15 protein-coding genes are annotated in these 19,401 nt (G+C 62.0%); 10 read left to right on the top strand and 5 right to left on the bottom strand.

Features of this window, described 5'->3' with window-relative positions; genetic code table 11:
• The first annotated feature begins 5 nt into the window (after positions 1–5).
• From KJY40_RS29150 to gcvP, 6 genes are all read left to right on the top strand, one after another.
• On the top strand, positions 6–1,223 hold the full coding sequence (locus tag KJY40_RS29150; RefSeq protein WP_230737778.1) for a 2-octaprenyl-3-methyl-6-methoxy-1,4-benzoquinol hydroxylase: 1,218 nt from the start codon (positions 6–8) through the stop codon (positions 1,221–1,223).
• Positions 1,224–1,477: 254 nt separating this feature from the next.
• Complete coding sequence (locus tag KJY40_RS29145) at positions 1,478–2,482, top strand: extracellular solute-binding protein (RefSeq protein ID WP_230734129.1); 1,005 nt, start codon at positions 1,478–1,480, stop codon at positions 2,480–2,482.
• Positions 2,483–2,726: 244 nt separating this feature from the next.
• Positions 2,727–4,343, top strand: a complete 1,617-nt coding sequence (locus KJY40_RS29140) for an ABC transporter permease (RefSeq protein ID WP_230734126.1) — start codon at positions 2,727–2,729, stop codon at positions 4,341–4,343.
• Positions 4,344–4,500: 157 nt separating this feature from the next.
• Positions 4,501–5,583 (top strand): glycine cleavage system aminomethyltransferase GcvT, encoded by a 1,083-nt coding sequence (gcvT, locus tag KJY40_RS29135; RefSeq protein ID WP_230734124.1) that lies wholly within the window; start codon positions 4,501–4,503, stop codon positions 5,581–5,583.
• Positions 5,584–5,632: 49 nt separating this feature from the next.
• Entirely contained in the window at positions 5,633–6,016 is a 384-nt protein-coding gene (gcvH, locus tag KJY40_RS29130; protein ID WP_230734122.1) for a glycine cleavage system protein GcvH, read from the top strand.
• 134 nt (positions 6,017–6,150) lie between these two features.
• The gene (gene gcvP, locus KJY40_RS29125) at positions 6,151–9,024 is read left to right on the top strand and encodes an aminomethyl-transferring glycine dehydrogenase (protein WP_230734120.1); all 2,874 of its coding nucleotides are present in this window, start codon (positions 6,151–6,153) and stop codon (positions 9,022–9,024) included.
• A 52-nt stretch (positions 9,025–9,076) separates the two neighbouring features.
• Here gcvP and KJY40_RS29120 read toward each other — a convergent pair whose 3' ends face one another.
• From KJY40_RS29120 to KJY40_RS29110, 3 genes are all read right to left on the bottom strand, one after another.
• Complete coding sequence (locus KJY40_RS29120) at positions 9,077–9,394, bottom strand: DUF2388 domain-containing protein (RefSeq protein ID WP_007951791.1); 318 nt, start codon at positions 9,392–9,394, stop codon at positions 9,077–9,079.
• A 69-nt stretch (positions 9,395–9,463) separates the two neighbouring features.
• On the bottom strand, positions 9,464–11,248 hold the full coding sequence (locus KJY40_RS29115) for a GspE/PulE family protein (protein ID WP_085606000.1): 1,785 nt from the start codon (positions 11,246–11,248) through the stop codon (positions 9,464–9,466).
• Positions 11,249–11,338: 90 nt separating this feature from the next.
• Positions 11,339–11,677: a hypothetical protein gene (locus KJY40_RS29110; RefSeq protein ID WP_230734118.1), complete on the bottom strand. Its 339-nt coding sequence runs from the start codon at positions 11,675–11,677 to the stop codon at positions 11,339–11,341.
• 126 nt (positions 11,678–11,803) lie between these two features.
• On the opposite strand from KJY40_RS29110, the gene KJY40_RS29105 reads away from it, so the two are divergent.
• Positions 11,804–12,274 (top strand): Lrp/AsnC family transcriptional regulator, encoded by a 471-nt coding sequence (locus tag KJY40_RS29105; RefSeq protein WP_007951785.1) that lies wholly within the window; start codon positions 11,804–11,806, stop codon positions 12,272–12,274.
• A 59-nt stretch (positions 12,275–12,333) separates the two neighbouring features.
• On the opposite strand, the gene KJY40_RS29100 is transcribed toward KJY40_RS29105, so the two are convergent.
• Positions 12,334–13,704: a CYTH domain-containing protein gene (locus KJY40_RS29100; protein WP_230734116.1), complete on the bottom strand. Its 1,371-nt coding sequence runs from the start codon at positions 13,702–13,704 to the stop codon at positions 12,334–12,336.
• Positions 13,705–13,860: 156 nt separating this feature from the next.
• Here KJY40_RS29100 and argE point away from each other — a divergent pair, with 156 nt between their 5' ends.
• Positions 13,861–15,009 (top strand): acetylornithine deacetylase, encoded by a 1,149-nt coding sequence (gene argE, locus KJY40_RS29095; protein WP_230734114.1) that lies wholly within the window; start codon positions 13,861–13,863, stop codon positions 15,007–15,009.
• 135 nt (positions 15,010–15,144) lie between these two features.
• Positions 15,145–16,443 (top strand): amino-acid N-acetyltransferase, encoded by a 1,299-nt coding sequence (argA, locus tag KJY40_RS29090; protein ID WP_007951778.1) that lies wholly within the window; start codon positions 15,145–15,147, stop codon positions 16,441–16,443.
• Positions 16,444–16,482: 39 nt separating this feature from the next.
• Here argA and tauA read toward each other — a convergent pair whose 3' ends face one another.
• Complete coding sequence (gene tauA, locus KJY40_RS29085; protein WP_407681979.1) at positions 16,483–17,472, bottom strand: taurine ABC transporter substrate-binding protein; 990 nt, start codon at positions 17,470–17,472, stop codon at positions 16,483–16,485.
• 365 nt (positions 17,473–17,837) lie between these two features.
• On the opposite strand from tauA, the gene KJY40_RS29080 reads away from it, so the two are divergent.
• On the top strand, positions 17,838–19,175 hold the full coding sequence (locus KJY40_RS29080) for an OprD family porin (protein ID WP_230734112.1): 1,338 nt from the start codon (positions 17,838–17,840) through the stop codon (positions 19,173–19,175).
• Positions 19,176–19,401: the final 226 nt, after the last annotated feature.

The following is a 19,401-nucleotide window of genomic DNA, read 5'->3' as shown; positions in this document are numbered from 1 at the left end:
TGGAAATGCGCGCGGATGTGCTGATTGTCGGAGCCGGAATGGTCGGCAGTGCCCTGGCACTGGCGTTGCAGGGCAGCGGGCTGGAAGTCCTGCTGCTCGACGGCAGCCCGCTGAGCGTCAAACCCTTCGATCGCGACGCGCCGTTCGAGCCGCGAGTCAGCGCGCTGTCGGCGGCCAGTCAGCGGATCCTCGATCGCCTCGGCGTGTGGGACGGTATCGTCAACCGACGCAGCAGCCCTTACACCGACATGCACGTCTGGGACGGCAGCGGCACCGGGCAGATTCACTTCTCGGCCAGCAGCGTACACGCCGATGTTCTCGGCCACATCGTCGAAAACCGCGTGGTTCAGGATGCCTTGCTCGACCGTCTGCACGATTGCGATATGGGCCTGCTGGCCAACGCGCGGCTGGAGCAGATGCGCCGTTCCGGTGACGACTGGCTGCTGACCCTGGCCGACGGCCGCACCTTGCGCGCGCCGCTGGTGATCGCGGCGGACGGCGCCAATTCCGCCGTGCGCCGTCTGACCGGTGTCGCCACTCGCGAGTGGGATTATCTGCATCACGCCATCGTCACCAGCGTGCGCAGCAGCAAACCGCATCGCATGACCGCCTGGCAGCGTTTCACCGATCACGGGCCGCTGGCGTTTTTGCCGCTGGAACGTGATGGTCAGCAGGACTGGTGCTCGATCGTCTGGTCGACCACGCCGAGCGAAGCCGAACGGCTGATGGCGCTGGATGAAGCGGACTTCTGCCGTGAGCTGGAGCGCGCGTTCGAAGGCTGCCTCGGCGACGTCATCAGCGCCGACCCGCGTCTGTGCGTGCCGCTGCGTCAACGCCACGCCAAGCGTTACGTGGCCGAAGGCCTGGCGTTGATCGGCGATGCCGCGCACACCATTCACCCGTTGGCGGGGCAGGGCGTGAACCTCGGCTTCCTCGATGCCGCCGTGCTGGCCGAAGTGTTGTTGCAGGCCAACGAGCGCGGCGAACGTCTGGCGGACGTGAAAGTCCTGAGCCGCTACGAACGTCGGCGCATGCCGCACAATCTGGCACTGATGGCGGCGATGGAAGGCTTCGAGCGGTTGTTCCAGGCCGACCCGTTGCCGCTGCGCTGGTTGCGTAATACCGGGCTGAAAATCGTCGAGCAGATGCCCGAGGCCAAGGCGTTGTTCGTGCGCGAAGCATTGGGTCTGACCGGGGACCTTCCCGTCCTGGCTAAACCTTAATTCTCCGTTGGGACTGAGGGCCCTTTCGTCGGATCGCCGCCCGGAGCAAGCCCGCTCCCACAGTGGTCAGTGTGAAATTCAAATTTGAGTACACCCTGGAACCCTGTGGGAGCGGGCTTGCCCGCGAAGGCGTCAGATCAGGCACCGCCTATGTCGTGCAACATCTGGTAACTCCTTGGGAAAGTGTTCGATTGAGCTCGTAAATGTGAGTCCTTATCATTTGGGCCACTTTTCCCGACCGAGAGACCGCTCCCATGTTGGTACCCCAGCGTCTTCTGACCGCACTGGCCCTGACCCTGATCGGCAGCACTGCCGCCCAGGCCGCCGACGAGGTGGTGGTCTACTCCTCGCGTATCGATGAGCTGATCAAGCCGGTGTTCGATGCCTACACCGCCAAGACCGGCGTCAAGATCAAGTTCATCACCGACAAGGAAGCGCCGCTGATGCAGCGGATCAAGGCCGAGGGCGAGAACGCCACCGCCGACCTGCTGCTGACCGTCGATGCCGGTAACCTCTGGCAGGCCGAGCAGATGGGCATTCTTCAGCCGTTCACTTCGAAAACCATCGACGCCAACATTCCCCTGCAATATCGCTCGTCCAGCCACGCCTGGACCGGCCTGAGCCTGCGCGCGCGGACCATCGCCTACTCCACCGAGCGCGTGAAACCGGGCGAGCTGACCACCTACGAAGCGCTGGCCGACAAGAACTGGGAAGGTCGCCTGTGCCTGCGCACGGCGAAGAAGGTCTACAACCAGTCGCTGACCGCCACCATGATCGAAGTCCACGGCGCCGAGAAGACCGAGAAGATCCTCAAGGGCTGGGTCAACAACCTGTCCACCGACGTGTTCTCCGACGACGTCGCGGTGCTGGAAGCGATCAACGCCGGCCAGTGCGACGTCGGCATCGTCAACACTTACTACTACGGCCGCCTGCACAAGCAGAAGCCGGAACTGCCGGTGAAACTGTTCTGGCCGAATCAGGCTGATCGCGGTGTGCACGTCAATCTGTCGGGCATCGGTCTGACCAAGCATGCGCCGCATCCGGAGGCGGCCAAGGCTTTGGTCGAGTGGATGACCACGCCTGAAGCGCAGAAAATCTTTGCCGATGTGAACCAGGAGTTCCCGGCGAATCCGGCGGTGAAGCCTTCGGAAGAAGTGGCGGCGTGGGGGGAGTTCGTGGCTGATACGCTGCCGGTTGAAGTGGCGGGCAAGCGTCAGGCTGAAGCGATCCGGATGATGGATCGGGCGGGTTGGAACTGAGTCATTCCTGGCAGCACCGTTTATGAAACCGCTGCCCTCACCCCAGCCCTCTCCCGGAGGGAGAGGGAGCCGATCTCCATGGCTTTCAAAACCGAAGTTCGGCTCGATGTCTCAGGTCGACGTAGCCCGCAAGAACAACAGGGTCAGTCCCCTCTCCCTCCGGGAGAGGGCTAGGGTGAGGGCAGCAATCCCCACTTGAAACACTCAGCTCAATAACACCACAGAATCCCTCAGAGACCCCAAAGTGGCCCACCCCGCCCAACGCCGCTGGTACCCCATCGTCTTCGCCGTCGCCGCGTTGGTGCTGCTCCCCCTCAGCGTGCTCCTGCTCTCATGGCAAACCATCGATCAACAGATCTGGTCGCACCTGTGGGAAACCCAGATGCCGCGTCTGCTGGGCAACACCCTGACGCTGGTCCTCGGCGTCGGCATCGGCGTGACCCTGTTGGGCGTAAGCCTCGCCTGGCTCACCAGCCTCTGCGAATTCCCAGGTCGACGCTGGCTCGACTGGGCGTTGATGCTGCCGTTTGCCATCCCGGCCTACGTGCTGGCGTTCGTCTTCGTCGGCCTGCTGGACTTCGCAGGCCCCGTGCAAACCCTGCTGCGCGAATGGTTCGGCACCGGCCTGCGCCTGCCGCGAGTGCGCTCCACCGGCGGGGTGATTCTGGTGTTGGTGCTGGTGTTTTATCCCTACGTCTACCTGCTGGCGCGCACCGCATTTCTCGCGCAGGGCAAGGGGTTGATGGAAGCCGCGCGAGTGCTCGGCCAGTCGCCGTGGCAAGCATTTTGGCGTGTGGCATTACCGATGGCGCGGCCGGCTATCGGTGCCGGCGTGGCGCTGGCACTGATGGAAACCCTGGCGGATTTCGGCGCAGTCTCGGTGTTCAACTTCGACACCTTCACCACCGCGATCTACAAGACCTGGTACGGCTTCTTCAGCCTCCCCAGCGCCGCACAACTCGCCAGCCTGTTGCTGCTGGTGGTGATGTTGGTGCTGTACGGCGAACGTCGCGCGCGGGGTGCCAACCGGGCGAGCAACGAGCGACCACGGGTCAAGGCGCTGTATCACCTTCGTGGGCCCAAGGCCTGGGCGGCGACCGGCTGGTGCGGTCTGGTGTTCGCCTGCGCGTTTGTCATTCCGGTGCTGCAACTAGTGGTGTGGTTCTGGCAGCGCGGGCGATTCGATCTGGATGAGCGCTACGCCGGGCTGATTCTCCATACGCTGTATCTGGGCGGCATGGCGGCGTTGATCACGGTCAGCGTGGCGATGTTGCTGGCGTTCGCCCGACGTCTGGCGCCCACCCGGACGATCAACTCCGCAGTCGGTCTGGCCAATCTCGGTTATGCCTTGCCGGGTTCGGTGCTGGCGGTGTCGATCATGCTCGCGTTCAGTTATCTGGACCGGGAGCTGGTGATTCCGCTGTCCGGCTGGCTCGGCGGTGCGGGCAAACCGTTGCTGCTGGGCAGTCTGGCGGCGTTGCTGCTGGCGTATCTGGTGCGGTTCGTGGCGGTGGCCTATGGACCGCTGGAAAGCAGTCTGGCGCGTATACGGCCCTCTTTGCCTGAAGCGGCACGTAGCCTGGGTGTCAGTGGGCCGCGACTGTTTTTCAAAGTGTATCTGCCGCTGTTGCTGCCCGGCACGCTCAGCGCCGCGTTGCTGGTGTTCGTCGATGTGCTCAAGGAAATGCCCGCGACCCTGCTGATGCGCCCGTTTGGCTGGGATACGCTGGCGGTGCGGATCTTCGAAATGACCAGCGAAGGCGAATGGGCGAGGGCGTCGTTGCCGGCGCTGACCCTGGTATTGGTCGGCCTGTTGCCGGTTATCGGTTTGATCCGGCGCTCGGCGCACAGAAACACTTAGTCGTCAGTCCTGAATCATGCGGCTACAATGCGCGGCATTCGGTGCGGTCCGTCTGACAGATCCTGTCGCTGAAATCGGCTGAAAGCCCCTTTTTACAGGGCTTTTTGATCCGTGCAGCAGCGCTCCGCACCTTCGCCACGCCCGGAAGGAGAAACCCATGGGACAGCGTACGCCTCTGTATGACCTGCATCTCGCCCTCGGTGCGAAGATGGTCGATTTTGGCGGTTGGGACATGCCCCTGCATTACGGCTCGCAGGTCGAGGAGCACCATGAGGTGCGCCGCGATTGCGGGGTGTTCGATGTTTCCCACATGACCGTGATCGATGTCAGCGGCCCCCAGGCCAAGGCCTGGCTCCAGCATTTGCTGGCCAATGACGTCGAACGCCTGCACAGCCCAGGCCGTGCGTTGTACAGCACCATGCTCAACGAGCGCGGCGGCATCGTCGACGACATGATCGTCTATCGCCTCGAAGATGGTTATCGTCTGGTGGTCAACGCCTCCACCCGCGATCAGGACCTGGCCTGGATGCAGGCACAGCTGGGCAGCTTCGATGTGCAAATGCACGAACGCGCCGAGCTGGCGATGCTCGCCATTCAAGGCCCCCATGCCCGGCACAAGATTGCCGAGCTGGTGACCCAGTCCCGCGCCAACCTGATCCAGATGCTCAAGCCTTTCGAAGGCCAAGTCGACGGCGACTGGTTCATTGCGCGCACCGGCTACACCGGTGAGGACGGTCTGGAAATCGCCCTGCCGGCCGATCAGGCCCCCGGATTTTTCAACGATCTGGTGGGCGCCGGCATTTCCCCCATCGGCCTCGGCGCCCGCGACACGTTGCGGGTCGAAGCCGGCATGAACCTTTACGGTCAGGACATCCACCAGGACGTTTCGCCACTGGCCTCGAACATGGCCTGGAGCATCGCCTGGGAACCGGCCACGCGCCGGTTCATCGGTCGCGATGCGCTGGAAGCGGAAAAAGCCGCCGGTGTGCAGCACAAACTGGTCGGCCTGGTGCTTGAGGAACGCGGAGTTTTGCGGGCCCATCAGGTCGTTCGTATCGCTGATGTTGGCGAAGGGGAGATCACCAGTGGTAGTTTCTCTCCTACGCTTAGCAAGTCGATTGCCCTGGCGCGTGTACCGATAGCGACTGCCGACCGCGCCGAAGTGGAAATCCGTGGCAAGTGGTATCCGGTACGAGTGGTCAAACCGACCTTTGTCCGTCACGGCAAAACCTTGATCTGAACCTTTTCCGGCGGGCACGACCGCTGACAATTTCTTGAGGACACCGAGCATGAGCAACATCCCAGCTGAACTGCGTTTTGCCGAAAGTCATGAATGGGCGCGTCTGGAAGCTGACGGCTCCGTCACCGTGGGCATCAGTGATCACGCCCAGGAAGCGTTGGGTGATGTGGTGTTTGTCGAGCTGGCCGAAGTGGGCAAGGTGTTCGCTGCCGGTGATACCGCTGGTGTCGTCGAATCGGTCAAGGCTGCTTCCGACATCTATTCCCCGGTTGGTGGCGAAGTGATTGCCGTCAACGAAGACCTGGCCGGTTCGCCGGAAGAGCTGAACAACGATCCGTACGCCGCGTGGATCTTCAAGCTCAAGCCAACCGACAAGGCCGAGCTGGACAAGCTGCTCGACGCTGCCGCCTACAAGGCTGCCATCGGCGAATAAGCTGCAGGCGAGACCCCAAAGCCCCGACCCGTCGGGGCTTTTTTCTGCCCGGGACTTTTGCCGTCGGGGTGGCTGCTATGCTGGTTTGACCGTGTTGCATTGACGCCGAGCCGCCAGCCAAGAGAGAGCCCGTCATGTCCCAGTTGCCATCCCTGAGCCAGTTACGCGATCCCCATGCCTTTCTGCGCCGCCACCTCGGCCCCGATGCCGCCGAGCAGCAGGCGATGCTCGACAGCCTCGGCCTCGGCAGCCGGGTCGAACTGATCGAACAGACCGTGCCGCCGGGCATTCGCCTCAACCGCGAGCTGGACCTGCCGCCAGCGCTGGACGAACAGGCGGCTCTGGCAAAGCTGCGCGGTTATGCCGAGCAGAACCAGGTCTGGACCAGCCTGATCGGCATGGGCTACCACGGCACCCAGACGCCGACCGTCATCCTGCGCAACGTGCTGGAAAATCCCGGCTGGTACACCGCCTACACGCCCTACCAACCGGAAATCGCCCAGGGCCGGCTCGAAGCGTTGCTCAACTTTCAGCAATTGACCATCGACCTCACCGGTCTTGAACTGGCCAACGCTTCCCTGCTCGATGAAGCCACCGCCGCTGCGGAAGCCATGGCCCTGGCCAAACGTGTGGCGAAGTCGAAAAGCAATCTGTTCTTCGTCGACGAAAACTGTCATCCCCAGACCATTTCCGTGGTGCAGACCCGCGCCGAAGGCTTCGGCTTCGAGCTGATCGTCGACACTGTGGATAACTTGAAGCAGCACCAGGTGTTCGGCGCGCTGCTGCAATACCCCGACACCCACGGCGAAGTCCGTGACCTGCGGCCGCTGATCGATCACCTGCACGCGCAGCAGGCGCTGGCCTGCGTGGCGACTGATCTGCTCAGTCTGTTGCTGCTGACCCCGCCGGGCGAGTTGGGTGCCGATGTGGTGTTCGGCTCATCCCAACGCTTCGGCGTGCCGGTGGGTTACGGCGGCCCGCACGCGGCGTTTTTCGCCAGTCGCGAGGAATACAAACGGGCGATTCCCGGGCGGATCATCGGCGTGTCGAAAGATGCCCGGGGCAACGTTGCGTTGCGCATGGCGCTGCAAACCCGAGAGCAGCATATTCGCCGGGAGAAGGCCAATTCGAACATCTGCACCGCCCAGGTGTTGCTGGCCAACATCGCCAGTTTCTATGCGGTCTACCACGGCCCGGAAGGTTTGAAACGAATCGCCCAGCGCGTGCACCGGCTGACCTGCATTCTCGCCGCCGGGCTCGAACGCCATGGCATCCAGCGCCTCAACCAACACTTCTTCGACACCCTCACGCTGGACGTAGGCGGGGCGCAAACCGCGATCATCGAAAGCGCCCGGGCCGCGCAGATCAACCTGCGCATCCTCGGTCGTGGCCAACTCGGTCTGAGCCTCGACGAGACCTGTGATGAAAACACCGTGGTCAGACTGTTCGATGTGCTGCTGGGCGCCGATCACGGGTTGAGCGTCGATGATCTCGACAGCGAAACGCTGACCTCCGGCATTCCCGACACGCTGCAACGCAGTACGCCTTACCTGCGTCACCCGGTGTTCAATGCTCACCACAGCGAAACCGAGATGCTGCGCTACCTCAAGCAGCTGGAAAACAAGGATCTGGCGCTCAACCAGTCGATGATCCCGCTGGGTTCCTGCACCATGAAGCTCAACGCCACCAGCGAAATGATCCCGATCACCTGGCCGCAATTCGCCAACCTGCACCCGTTTGTGCCTCGGGAGCAGGCTGTCGGTTACACGCTGATGATCGAAGAACTGGAGCGCTGGCTGTGCGCGATCACCGGGTTCGATGCGATCTGCATGCAACCCAACTCCGGCGCCCAGGGCGAGTACGCCGGGCTGCTGGCGATCCGCAAATACCACGAGAGTCGCCAGCAGGGCGGACGGGATATCTGCCTGATTCCTTCCTCGGCCCACGGCACCAACCCGGCCTCGGCGCAGATGGCCGGGATGCGCGTGGTGATCGTCGAGTGCGACGACGCCGGCAACGTCGATCTGGAGGATTTGAAAGCCAAGGCGTCCGAGGCCGGGGGCAAATTGTCGTGCCTGATGGCGACCTACCCGTCGACCCACGGCGTATACGAGGAAGGCATCAGCGAAATCTGCGAAGTTATCCACAAGCACGGCGGCCAGGTGTACATGGACGGCGCCAACCTTAATGCCCAGGTCGGGCTGGCTCGGCCGGCGGACATCGGCGCCGACGTGTCACACATGAACCTGCACAAGACCTTCTGTATTCCCCACGGTGGAGGCGGGCCGGGCATGGGGCCGATTGGCGTGCGTGCGCATCTGGCGCCGTTCGTTGCCAACCATCCGGTGATCCCGATCGACGGGCCGCAACCGCAGAACGGTGCGGTCAGCGCCGCACCTTGGGGCAGTGCGAGCATTCTGCCGATCAGCTGGATGTACATAGCGATGATGGGGCCGCAACTGGCGGATGCCAGCGAAGTGGCGATCCTCGCGGCAAATTACCTGGCGCAGCACCTCTCGGGTGCCTTTCCCGTTCTGTACACAGGGCGCAACGAGCGGGTGGCCCATGAGTGCATTCTGGATCTGCGGCCACTCAAGGCTGCCACTGGCATCAGCGAAGAAGACGTCGCCAAGCGCCTGATGGATTACGGTTTCCACGCGCCGACCATGTCGTTCCCGGTGCCGGGCACCCTGATGGTCGAGCCGACCGAGAGCGAGTCCAAGGCCGAACTGGATCGTTTCATCGGCGCGATGCTGAGCATCCGCGCAGAAATCACCGAGGTACAAAATGGCAACTGGCCGGCCGAGGACAACCCGCTCAAACGGGCGCCACACACCCTGGCCGATATCACCGGCGTGTGGGAGCGGCCGTACAGCATCGAGCAGGGCATCACGCCGGATGCGCACACCAAAATGCACAAATATTGGCCGGTGGTGAACCGGGTCGATAACGTCTACGGCGACCGCAACCTGTTTTGCGCCTGTGTGCCGGTGGACGATTACCGCTGATCAGCGGGCAAAAAAATGCCGCTCATTTCGAGCGGCATTTTTTGTGAGCCTCTTATTCCGACGCTACAGCGTTCTTCGCCAGAATCGCGTTCGCCAGTTCCATGTCCGTGGCCTGCAGGCCCGGGTTGTCGGCGCGGACTTTCTGCATCGCCGCTTCCAGGTACGGGCCACGGATACCGCCGTCGCTGGCGACGAAGCTGCCGGCATCGTCCTGGGCGGCAACGATCAGTTTGTGATCCTTGAAGGTCAGGTAGGTCGAGCCGGTGGTGGCACCGGACGAAATGACGTTACGCCAAAAGCTGTCGGCCATTGCCGAACCGACGGGCAGAGACAGCAGGGCAAGGGTGGCGACAGCAAGTTTGAGACGCATGTTGGGTGACTCCACTGGTGTTGAATAACCGGTTGGATCGTCGTTTCCCCGATCCGGTTCCGTGAGCACTTATTTCTGCTCGCTCTGTGGTGTCACCCGCAACACTTCCTCAAGCGTCGTCAGCCCCGCCGCGACCTTCTGCGCGCCGGACAATCGCAGGCTGCGCATGCCTTCCTTGAACGCCTGTCGGCGGATCGCGGTGAGATCGGTGTCGGGGCTGATCAAGGCCTTGAGGCTGTCGCTCAGTTGCATGATTTCGTAGACCCCGGCGCGCCCGTGATAACCGGTGTCGCGACACTCCAGGCAACCGATGGCCCGTTGCGCATTGCCCGGCAGCGGCGCCTGCCACGGCCGGGTCAGGGTTTGCCAGTCTTCTTCATCAAGAGTCAGCGGCGCCTTGCAGTGCGGGCACAGTGTTCGCACCAGCCGTTGCGCCATGACACCGAGGACGGTGGCCTTGATCAGGTAATGCGGCACGCCGAGCTCCAGCAGACGGCTGATGGCGCTCGGCGCGTCGTTGGTGTGAAGGGTCGAGAGCACCAGGTGCCCGGTCAACGCCGCCTGAATCGCCATTTCGGCGGTCTCCAGATCGCGGATCTCGCCGATCATGATGATGTCCGGGTCTTGCCGCATCAGCGCGCGCACGCCGGCGGCGAAGGTCAGGTCGATGTTGTGCTGGACCTGCATCTGGTTGAAGGCCGGTTCGACCATCTCGATCGGGTCCTCGATGGTGCAGAGGTTGACCTCCGGAGTCGCCAGCTTTTTCAGCGTGGTGTACAGCGTCGTGGTCTTGCCGGAGCCGGTCGGGCCAGTGACCAGGATGATGCCGTTGGGCTGGCGGGTCATGTCCTGCCAGCGCCGCAGGTCGTCGGCGGAAAAGCCAAGCTGATCGAAATCCTTGAGCAGCACTTCCGGGTCGAAGATCCGCATCACCATTTTTTCGCCGAACGCGGTGGGCAGGGTCGACAACCGCAGCTCGACCTCGCCGCCGTCCGGGGTCTTGGTCTTGACCCGGCCGTCCTGGGGCTTGCGCTTCTCGGCGACGTTCATCCGGCCAAGGCTTTTCAGGCGGCTGACGATGGCCATCGTCACCTGCGGCGGGAACTGATAGACGTTGTGCAGCACGCCGTCGATGCGAAAGCGCACCGTGCCTTGCTCGCGCCGGGGTTCGATGTGGATATCGCTGGCCCGCTGCTGGAAGGCGTACTGGAACAGCCAGTCGACGATGTTGACGATGTGCGCATCGTTGGCGTCGGGCTCCTGATCGCTGGCGCCGAGGTTGAGCAGTTGTTCGAAGTTGCCGAGGTTGCCGCTCTGCGCATCGGCATTGCTGGCGCCGCTGACCGATTTGGCGAGACGGAAGAATTCGACGCTGAAACGCTGGATGTCCGCCGGGTTGGCCACCACCCGTTTGATCGGCAATTTGAGGACGTGAGTCAGATCCGCCTCCCAGCCGCTGACGTAGGGCTGAGCGCTGGCCACGGTCACCGCATCGCGATCAACCGACACCGCGAGGATCTTGTGGCGCTGGGCAAAGGCATAGGACATCAGCGGCGTGATGGCGGCAACGTTGATCTTCAGCGGATCGATCCGCAGGTACGGCTGGCCGGCCTGCTGCGCCAGCCACAGGGTCAGGCTTTCCAGGTCGAGGTGTTTGCCCGGACGGCTGAGGTCGTCCAGTTGCTGGCTGGCGATAAATTCCAGCGGGTGCTTCTGGCCGTGGGCGGCATGCCTGCGCCGGGCATTCAGCGCCTGCTCGGCCGAGTCCTGGCAGATGAAACCCTGGGCGACCAGCTCACGCAGTACCTCATTGAGATCCAGCCAGCGGTCCTGAGTGGCGAGTTGAACGGACATGCGGGCTCCTTTTGAACGACAGTGCGCAAAGGATAGTCGTGGCCCCGCCGACCGTTGGGCCACTACCCGACGAAGACGTTTCGGTTCTTGTCAGCCGGCCGCCTGTGCTGGCGCATCCCACGCCGCCTCGGGGTTTTGCAGGTTTACCGAGCAGACGCTGATCAGGTTACGAAGTTTTTCCGCGATGACCTGGGCGCGGTGCCAGCTCAGGCCGCTCATGACGATGTCGATCGACAGCAGATCGTCCAGCCGCTGGACATTGACCTGTTCCGGGGTGAGGAACTGCAAGGCGAACAGGTTCAGCACCCGCACCAGCAAATCCGGCTCGGCCTCGGCCAGGATCTGGTATTGCGCAAGGCAATGGGCGTTGCTGGCGTTCCACACATCGGCACGGGGCGCGGGGGAGTTGACGGCATCGAGGTGTGGCATGTCTGGTCTCCGGAATCAGTGGAGGAATTTTTACATCCGATGCCGGGCATTTCTTGTCTAAGATGAGCTGAAGATGCGATTGATAAAGTGGATCAATTCGCCATTAGCTGATCTTGAGGATTATTTATGCACAGCGAGCTGGACAGCTACGACCGGCGCATTCTCGCCCTGCTGCAAGAGGACGCTTCCTTGTCCAGCGCACAGATCGCCGAGCAGGTGGGGCTGTCGCAATCGCCGTGCTGGCGGCGGATTCAGCGGATGAAGGAGGAGGGGATCATTCGTGGTCAGGTGACCTTGCTTGATCGCAAGAAGATCGGCCTGAACACGCAGATCTTCGCCGAGATCAAACTCAACGCCCATGGCCGTTCGAACTTCACTGAGTTCACCGAGGCAATTCGCGGCTTTCCCGAAGTGCTGGAGTGTTACGTGCTGATGGGGGCGGTGGATTTTCTGCTGCGGATCGTCGCGGCGGACATCGAGGCGTATGAGCGGTTCTTCTTCGAGAAGCTGTCGCTGGTGCCGGGGATTCAGGAAGTGAACTCGATTGTGGCGCTGTCGGAGATCAAATCCACGACCAGTTTGCCGGTATTGCGTTGATGATCGTTCCCACGCAGAGCGTGGGAACGATCACAGCTGGCTTGCCAGCGATGGCGGTGTTACATGCGCAGCAGCATTTTCCAGGCGCGGTTCTGGTACACCGCAATCGCCTGATGCTTGCGTGCATCGAGCAGTTCGTCGGTGATGGTCGGCTCGTTGGCCAGTTGCGCCAGTTTGTTCAGCTCGCCGTACAGGCGATCCATTTCCGGGATTTCCAGCACGTTGCGCGCGTGGTGCAGCCAGACCTGGATGCGTTCGATGCGCGGCAGTTGCTCGGCCAGATCTTCCGGCTGCTGCTGATAACGCTGCAGTTGCAGCGAAGTGGCTTCTTCGCCCAGCAGGCGCGGCAGCCAGCTTTGCAACTGCGCGGCACCCTGGCGGTTGCCACGGGTGTTACGGTCAGCCGTCCAGGTGCGGGCCAGCAACCAGCGCGAAGCGTTCAGCGAGAACAGGCCCCAGCGCGGATCTTCCAGTTCTTCGAGGAACTGCTCCGGCGCGGCCTTGCGAACGTCTTCGTCTTCGATGCCAACCTGTACCAGCGGACGCCAGTCTTCCAGCAGCGCATCGAGGGCAACACGCAAGTCGTGAGTCGACTGGCGCGGTGCGGCCTGACCGAGGCTGCTCAGCAGGGCGCGCATTTCCGCGAGGTTCTCGACCCAGTCCTGCAGCAGGCGCCAGTGGCCGTTGAAACGATACTGTTCGGCCAGACGCTGGCTGCTGCCGAGCAAGTGCCAGGCCAGGGCGGCGAAGGCGTCGTCCAGCGGGGTTTCAGCGGTAATGGCCGGCGCCGGCAGGCTCAGCGAGTAGCTGTTGGCGTCGTATAGACGATAGCCGCGCTCGGCCTTGCTGATGTCGCACGGCATCAGGGCCAGGGTTTCGGCCAGTTCGGCAGCCAGTTCCAGCAGCGCGGCAGGCTCGCCTTCGCGCAGTTCCAGTTCCAGCTCGCAGATTTCTTCTTTCTGCTTGCCGACTACCACGTGGCCCAGGTCCAGCGCGGCTTCGATGACCACTTTGGTCTTGCCACGGCCCCAGGCGATTTCGGCGCGCTCGCGGACGAAATCGGTGGTGAAGATCGGCTTCAGGGTTTTCTTGTCCAGCTCGGCGAGGGACTCGGGCCAGCATTCGCCGTCGAGTTTCTTCACGTCGAGCTTGGCTTTGGGCAGGTTCCAATCGTATTCGTTACGCTCGGACAGACCGGCAACGCTCTGGCCACGGGTCTTGAGGGTCTGAATCACGTCTTCGCCGTCCTTGCGCAGGCGCAGGGCAACCTTGGCCCGGGCCAGGTCACGCTCAGGCGTGTCGAAGTACTGATTCATCAACTCACGGCGTTCCCAGCCACTTTTGTTGCGTTTTTTCAGGAGAGGGTGCTCGCGCAGGGCGGCGAGGGTTTCGCGGCTGACGCGGAGTTTGATTTCGGTTTCTTTCTGCATGGCCGGAAAATCCAGGATCGGGAGCGCAGCCGGGGGAATGTGTGGCTGCCAAGGCCGTGCAGTGTACAGGACTGAACCTTCCTACGCTTTGCGGCGGTTTATTCTCGGCGCCGGATGGTTCTATGATGAACCTCAATCCGGGAGTTGGAGTCAGCGATGCCTTTGCCGTCCATGCAAGACCAGTTCGCTGCACTGATCGCCGCGCCGTCGGTCAGCTGCACCCAGCCGGGCCTCGACCAGTCCAACCGGGCGGTGATCGATCTGCTCGCGGGCTGGCTTGGCGATCTGGGATTCAGTTGCGATATCCAGCAGGTCAGCCCCGGTAAATTCAATCTGCTCGCCAGTTTCGGCAGCGGCCCCGGCGGGCTGGTGCTGGCCGGGCACAGCGACACGGTGCCGTACGACGATGCATTGTGGAAAACCGATCCGCTGAAACTCACCGAAGTCGATGGCCGCTGGGTCGGCCTCGGCAGTTGCGACATGAAGGGCTTTTTCGCCCTGATCATCGAAGCCGTGCGACCGCTGCTCGACCAGCCGTTCAAGCAACCGCTGCTGATCCTCGCCACCTGCGATGAAGAAAGCTCGATGTCCGGTGCCCGGGCGCTGGCCGAAGCGGGAAGGCCGCTGGGCCGGGCGGCGGTGATCGGCGAGCCGACCGGGCTCAAGCCGATCCGCATGCACAAGGGCATCATGATGGAGCGCATCGATATCCTCGGGCAGAGCGGCCATTCGTCGGATCCGCGCCTGGGGCACAGCGCCCTCGAAGCGATGCACGATGCCATCGGCGAACTGCGCGGCCTGCGTCTGTTGTGGCAGCGCGAATTCAACAACCCGCAGTTCAGTGTGCCGCAGCCGACCATGAACTTCGGCTGCATCCACGGTGGCGACAACCCCAACCGCATCTGCGGCCAGTGTTCGCTGGAATTCGACCTGCGGCCGCTGCCGGGAATGGACCCCAAGGTCCTGCGCAGCGAGATTCTGCGCAGGCTCAACCCGGTTGCCGATCGCCATCAGGTGAAGATCGATTACGCACCGCTGTTTCCCGAAGTGCCGCCGTTCGAGCAGGCCGAAGACGCCGAGCTGGTGCGAATTGCCGAAAAACTCACCGGCCACACGGCCGAAGCGGTAGCGTTCGGCACCGAAGCGCCTTATCTTCAGCGCCTTGGCTGCGAAACCATCGTGCTCGGCCCCGGCGACATCGCCTGTGCGCACCAGCCGGACGAGTACCTCGAAATGTCACGTTTGCAGCCTACCGTGCATCTATTGCGGCAGTTGATCGAACATTACTGTCTCAAAGCTGTATAAATTGCCCAAACACCCACCCGTATTCATGAGGAGAGCGCGCGTGTCGCCAAGCCTGTTCCGACGATAACCATCAGCCCGCTGTGCGTTTTCCGTTTCGCCCCTTTTCCGGCTGCTATTTATTACAGGCCCAGGTTCATGCCCGAATACGTCAATTGGCTTCGCCACGCGTCTCCCTATATCAATGCTCACCGCGATTGCACCTTCGTCGTCATGCTTCCGGGCGACGGCGTGGAGCATCCGAATTTCGGCAACATCGTCCATGACATCGTGTTGCTGCACAGCCTCGGCGTGCGGCTGGTGCTGGTTCATGGCTCCCGTCCGCAGATCGAAACCCGCCTCGCCGCCCGTGGCCTGACCCCGCATTACCACCACGGCATGCGCATCACCGATGCCGCGACGCTGGAGTGCGTGATCGATGCGGTCGGCCAGTTGCGCATCGCCATCGAAGCGCGGCTGTCGATGGACATGGCTTCGTCGCCGATGCAAGGCTCGCGCCTGCGGGTGGCCAGCGGCAACCTCGTGACGGCGCGGCCGATCGGTGTGCTGGAAGGTGTCGACTATCACCACACCGGCGAAGTGCGCCGGGTCGACCGCAAGGGCATCAACCGCCTCCTTGACGAGCGCTCCATCGTATTGCTGTCGCCGCTGGGTTACTCGCCGACTGGTGAAATCTTCAATCTGGCCTGCGAAGACGTGGCGACCCGCGCCGCCATCGATCTGGGCGCAGACAAGCTGCTGCTGTTCGGTGCCGACCTCGGTCTGATCGACGAAAACGGCAAACTGGTGCGCGAACTGCGTCCGCAACAGGTGCCGGCGCATTTGCAGCGTCTGGGCAGCAACTATCAGGCGGAATTGCTCGATGCCGCCGCCGAAGCCTGTCGTGGCGGGGTGGCGCGCAGCCATATCGTCAGTTATGCCGAGGACGGCGCGCTGCTGACCGAACTGTTCACCCGTGACGGTGGCGGTACGCTGGTGGCCCAGGAGCAATTCGAACTGGTGCGCGAGGCGGCGATTGAAGACGTCGGCGGCTTGCTCGATTTGATCAGCCCGCTGGAAGAGCAGGGGATTCTGGTGCGTCGCTCGCGCGAAGTGCTGGAGCGCGAGATCGAGCAGTTCAGCGTGGTCGAGCGTGAAGGGATGATCATCGCCTGTGCGGCGCTGTATCAGATTGCCGATTCGGATGCCGGCGAGCTGGCGTGCCTGGCGGTGAACCCCGAGTATCGCCATGGCGGTCGCGGCGACGAACTGCTCGAGCGCATCGAGACCCGTGCCCGGGCACAGGGCCTGAAAACCCTGTTCGTCCTCACAACCCGCACCGCCCACTGGTTCCGCGAGCGCGGTTTCGAACCAAGCAGCGTCGAACGTCTGCCGGCGGCGCGGGCTTCCCTCTATAACTATCAGCGCAATTCGAAGATCTTCGAAAAGTCTCTGTGAGATGCGATTGCCCCCACGCGATGCGTGGGGGCAATTGTTTTACTCCGCTACAAACTTCGCACTGACATACGGCGAGTAGTCAGGCAGAACACTTTCGACCTTGCCCTGTTCCTTCAAAAACTTCGCCGTCTCACCAATCGCCTTTGCCGTGCCGCCGTCCAGCAGCTCCGTGGTCTGTTGCGCCTTGGCGTCGGGGAATGCCGAACCGGCGAGCAATTCCGGTACGTCGGCGGCGTTGGCACCGGTCAGTTTGGCGATTTTCTGTACAGGTACGGAATCGGCCGTCCAGCTGTCTTTATGGGCGGCGTAATCAGCGAACGAGTCCAGGGTCACCTTGGCGAACTTGGCCACGACTTCAGGATGCTTCTCGGCAAAGTCCTTGCGCGCTACCCAGACTTCGAAGGTCGGCGCGCCCCACTGGCCGACCTGCGCGGCATCGGTCAGGGTCTTGCCGGTCTTGCGGATTTCACCGAGCGCCGGCGACCAGACAAAGGCGCCGTCGATGTCGCCACGCTTCCAGGCGGCTGCGATTTCTGCAGGTTGCAGGTTCACCACTTTGACTTTCGAAGTGTCCAGGCCCCAGTGCTTGAGTGCGCCGAGAAGGCTGTAGTGGGAGGTGGAGACGAACGGGGTGGCGATGGTCTTGCCGATCAGATCTTCAGGCTTGTTGATACCGCTGCCGTTACGCACCACCAGCGCTTCGGCGGCATTGATCTGCGCCGAGACGATGAAGGCAACGATCGGCAGATTGCGCGAGGCGGCGGCTGCCAATGGGCTGGAGCCAAGGTTGCCAATCTGCACGTCGCCGGAGGCAATGGCTGTCACAACTTCCGGGCCACTGTTGAAACGACGCCAGTCGATTTTCTCGCCAATGGTCTTCTCGTAGACGCCGTCGGCCTGGGGGACTTTGCTCGGGTCGATACCGGTCTGGTAGCCCACGGTGAGGTTGGCGGCATGGGCTGAAAAAGAAATCAGCGCCGACACACAAACTGTAACAAATTGACTAGATAGTGCGCGTTTGGCCATCATGGCGTCGCCTTTTCGATAGGGTTTGACGATTTGGGGATGCGCCAAAGCTAATCGATCTAAAAAAAGGTCAACAAATACCATTTAGGAATGAGCTTAGTCGCCGATACGCTGTATCCCGGCTAGGATGGCCATCATCAGGCCATATGCCTTTAATGAATTAAAAAGAATCAAATAATTCTTTTTGGCTTTATCAGGAAGTCTTTACCCTGCAGGGACCAAATAACTGCGATTAGACCTTGGTCGTAGACACACAAGGTTACGATTGACTTGTCAGTCACGGTCTGGCGCTAATCGCGCATCTTAGGATCCAGGGGCATCAGACCCCGGACCAGGAACACAAGAATTAGAAACGAGAGGAGCGAAACATGAACAAGTCCACCTTGGCCCTGGCCGTGGCCGTAGGGGTTTTGGCGCAGCAGGCAGGCGCCGCCGGTTTCATCGAAGACAGCAAGGCCACCCTGGGGTTGCGTAACTTCTACATCAACACCGACAACCGCGATGGCGCTGGCGCCAACAAGAACGAAGAGTGGGGCCAAGGCTTCGATCTGCGTTTCACCTCCGGCTACACCCAAGGCACCGTCGGCTTCGGTATCGACGCCATCGGCCTGCTGGGCGTGCGTCTGGATTCGGGCGGCGGCACTAACGGCGCTACAGCGGCGACCCGCACTAACGCTGGTTCCTACGGCGGCACCGTGTTCCCGAGCGAGCACAATGGCGAAGCCGTTGATAACTTCTCCAGCCTGGGCCTGACTGCCAAAGCCAAGATCTCTCAGACCGAGCTGAAACTGGGCACCCTGCAGCCAAAACTGCCAGTGATCGTGACCAACGACGGTCGTCTGCTGCCGCAAACCTGGCAGGGCGGCCAGATCACTTCCAGCGACATCAAGGACCTGACTCTGGTCGGTGGCCAGATCGAAGCTGTGAAAGGTCGTAACTCGAGCAACAACGAGCAACTGTCGATCTCCGGCGCCAACGGCCGTACCGCTGCAGGCCGCGACAGCAACAAGTTCATCTACGCCGGTGGCGACTACAAGCTCACCAAAGATCTGACTGCCCAGTACTACTACGGCAACCTGGAAGACTTCTACAAGCAGCACTTCCTGGGTCTGGTCCACAACTGGGCAATCGGCCCGGGCGTATTGAAGTCGGACTTCCGTTACTTCAACAGCCGTGACGATGGTGCAAACGGTCACGACAGCAACTACTTCACCACTGGCTACTACGGCGGCAACGTCACCAAAGGTAAAGTGGACAACAACCTGTACAGCGGCCTGTTCCTGTACTCCGTTGCCGGTCACACCTTCGGTGGTGGCTATCAGGTGAGCAACGGCGACAGCGACTTCCCTTGGCTGAACCAGGGTGACGGCTCGTCCAACTACACCATCACCGACATGCAGATCCAGAAGTTCGGCCGTGCCGGCGAACGTACCTGGCAGGGTCGCTACTCGTATGACTTCGCCAAAGTGGGCGTACCTGGCCTGACCGCTGGCGTTGTTTACCTGCGTGGCGACAACATCGACACCCCGAGTGGCGACCGCACCGAGTGGGAACGCGACCTGACCATCGGTTACGTTGTACCGGAAGGCCCGCTGAAAAACGTCGGCTTCATGTGGAAAAACGCTGTATGGCGCACCGACCTGCCGAACACCCGTTCGCAGGACGAAAACCGCCTGATCGTCAGCTACTCGATCCCGCTGCTGTAATAGCGCGTTCAAGTAACCGCCGTAAAAAAAGCCCCGTCCGGCATCGCGCCGGACGGGGCTTTTGCGTTTCGGGTCCGGCTCACCCCCGTAAGCCTTTCCCGATGTTCCCCTCTTTACAGCAACTCAAGGCCTTCTCGAACCTTGAGGGCGATGTTCGTCGCGATGCTGCGGGGCGTCCAGTGAACAGATGTTTAATATTCAATAAAGATATAAATATCTCTTTATT

This window comes from Pseudomonas fitomaticsae (assembly GCF_021018765.1).
GTDB lineage: Bacteria > Pseudomonadota > Gammaproteobacteria > Pseudomonadales > Pseudomonadaceae > Aquipseudomonas > Aquipseudomonas fitomaticsae.
Note: the sequence above shows the minus strand (reverse complement) of the source record. Positions and strands in the feature narration are given on the sequence as shown.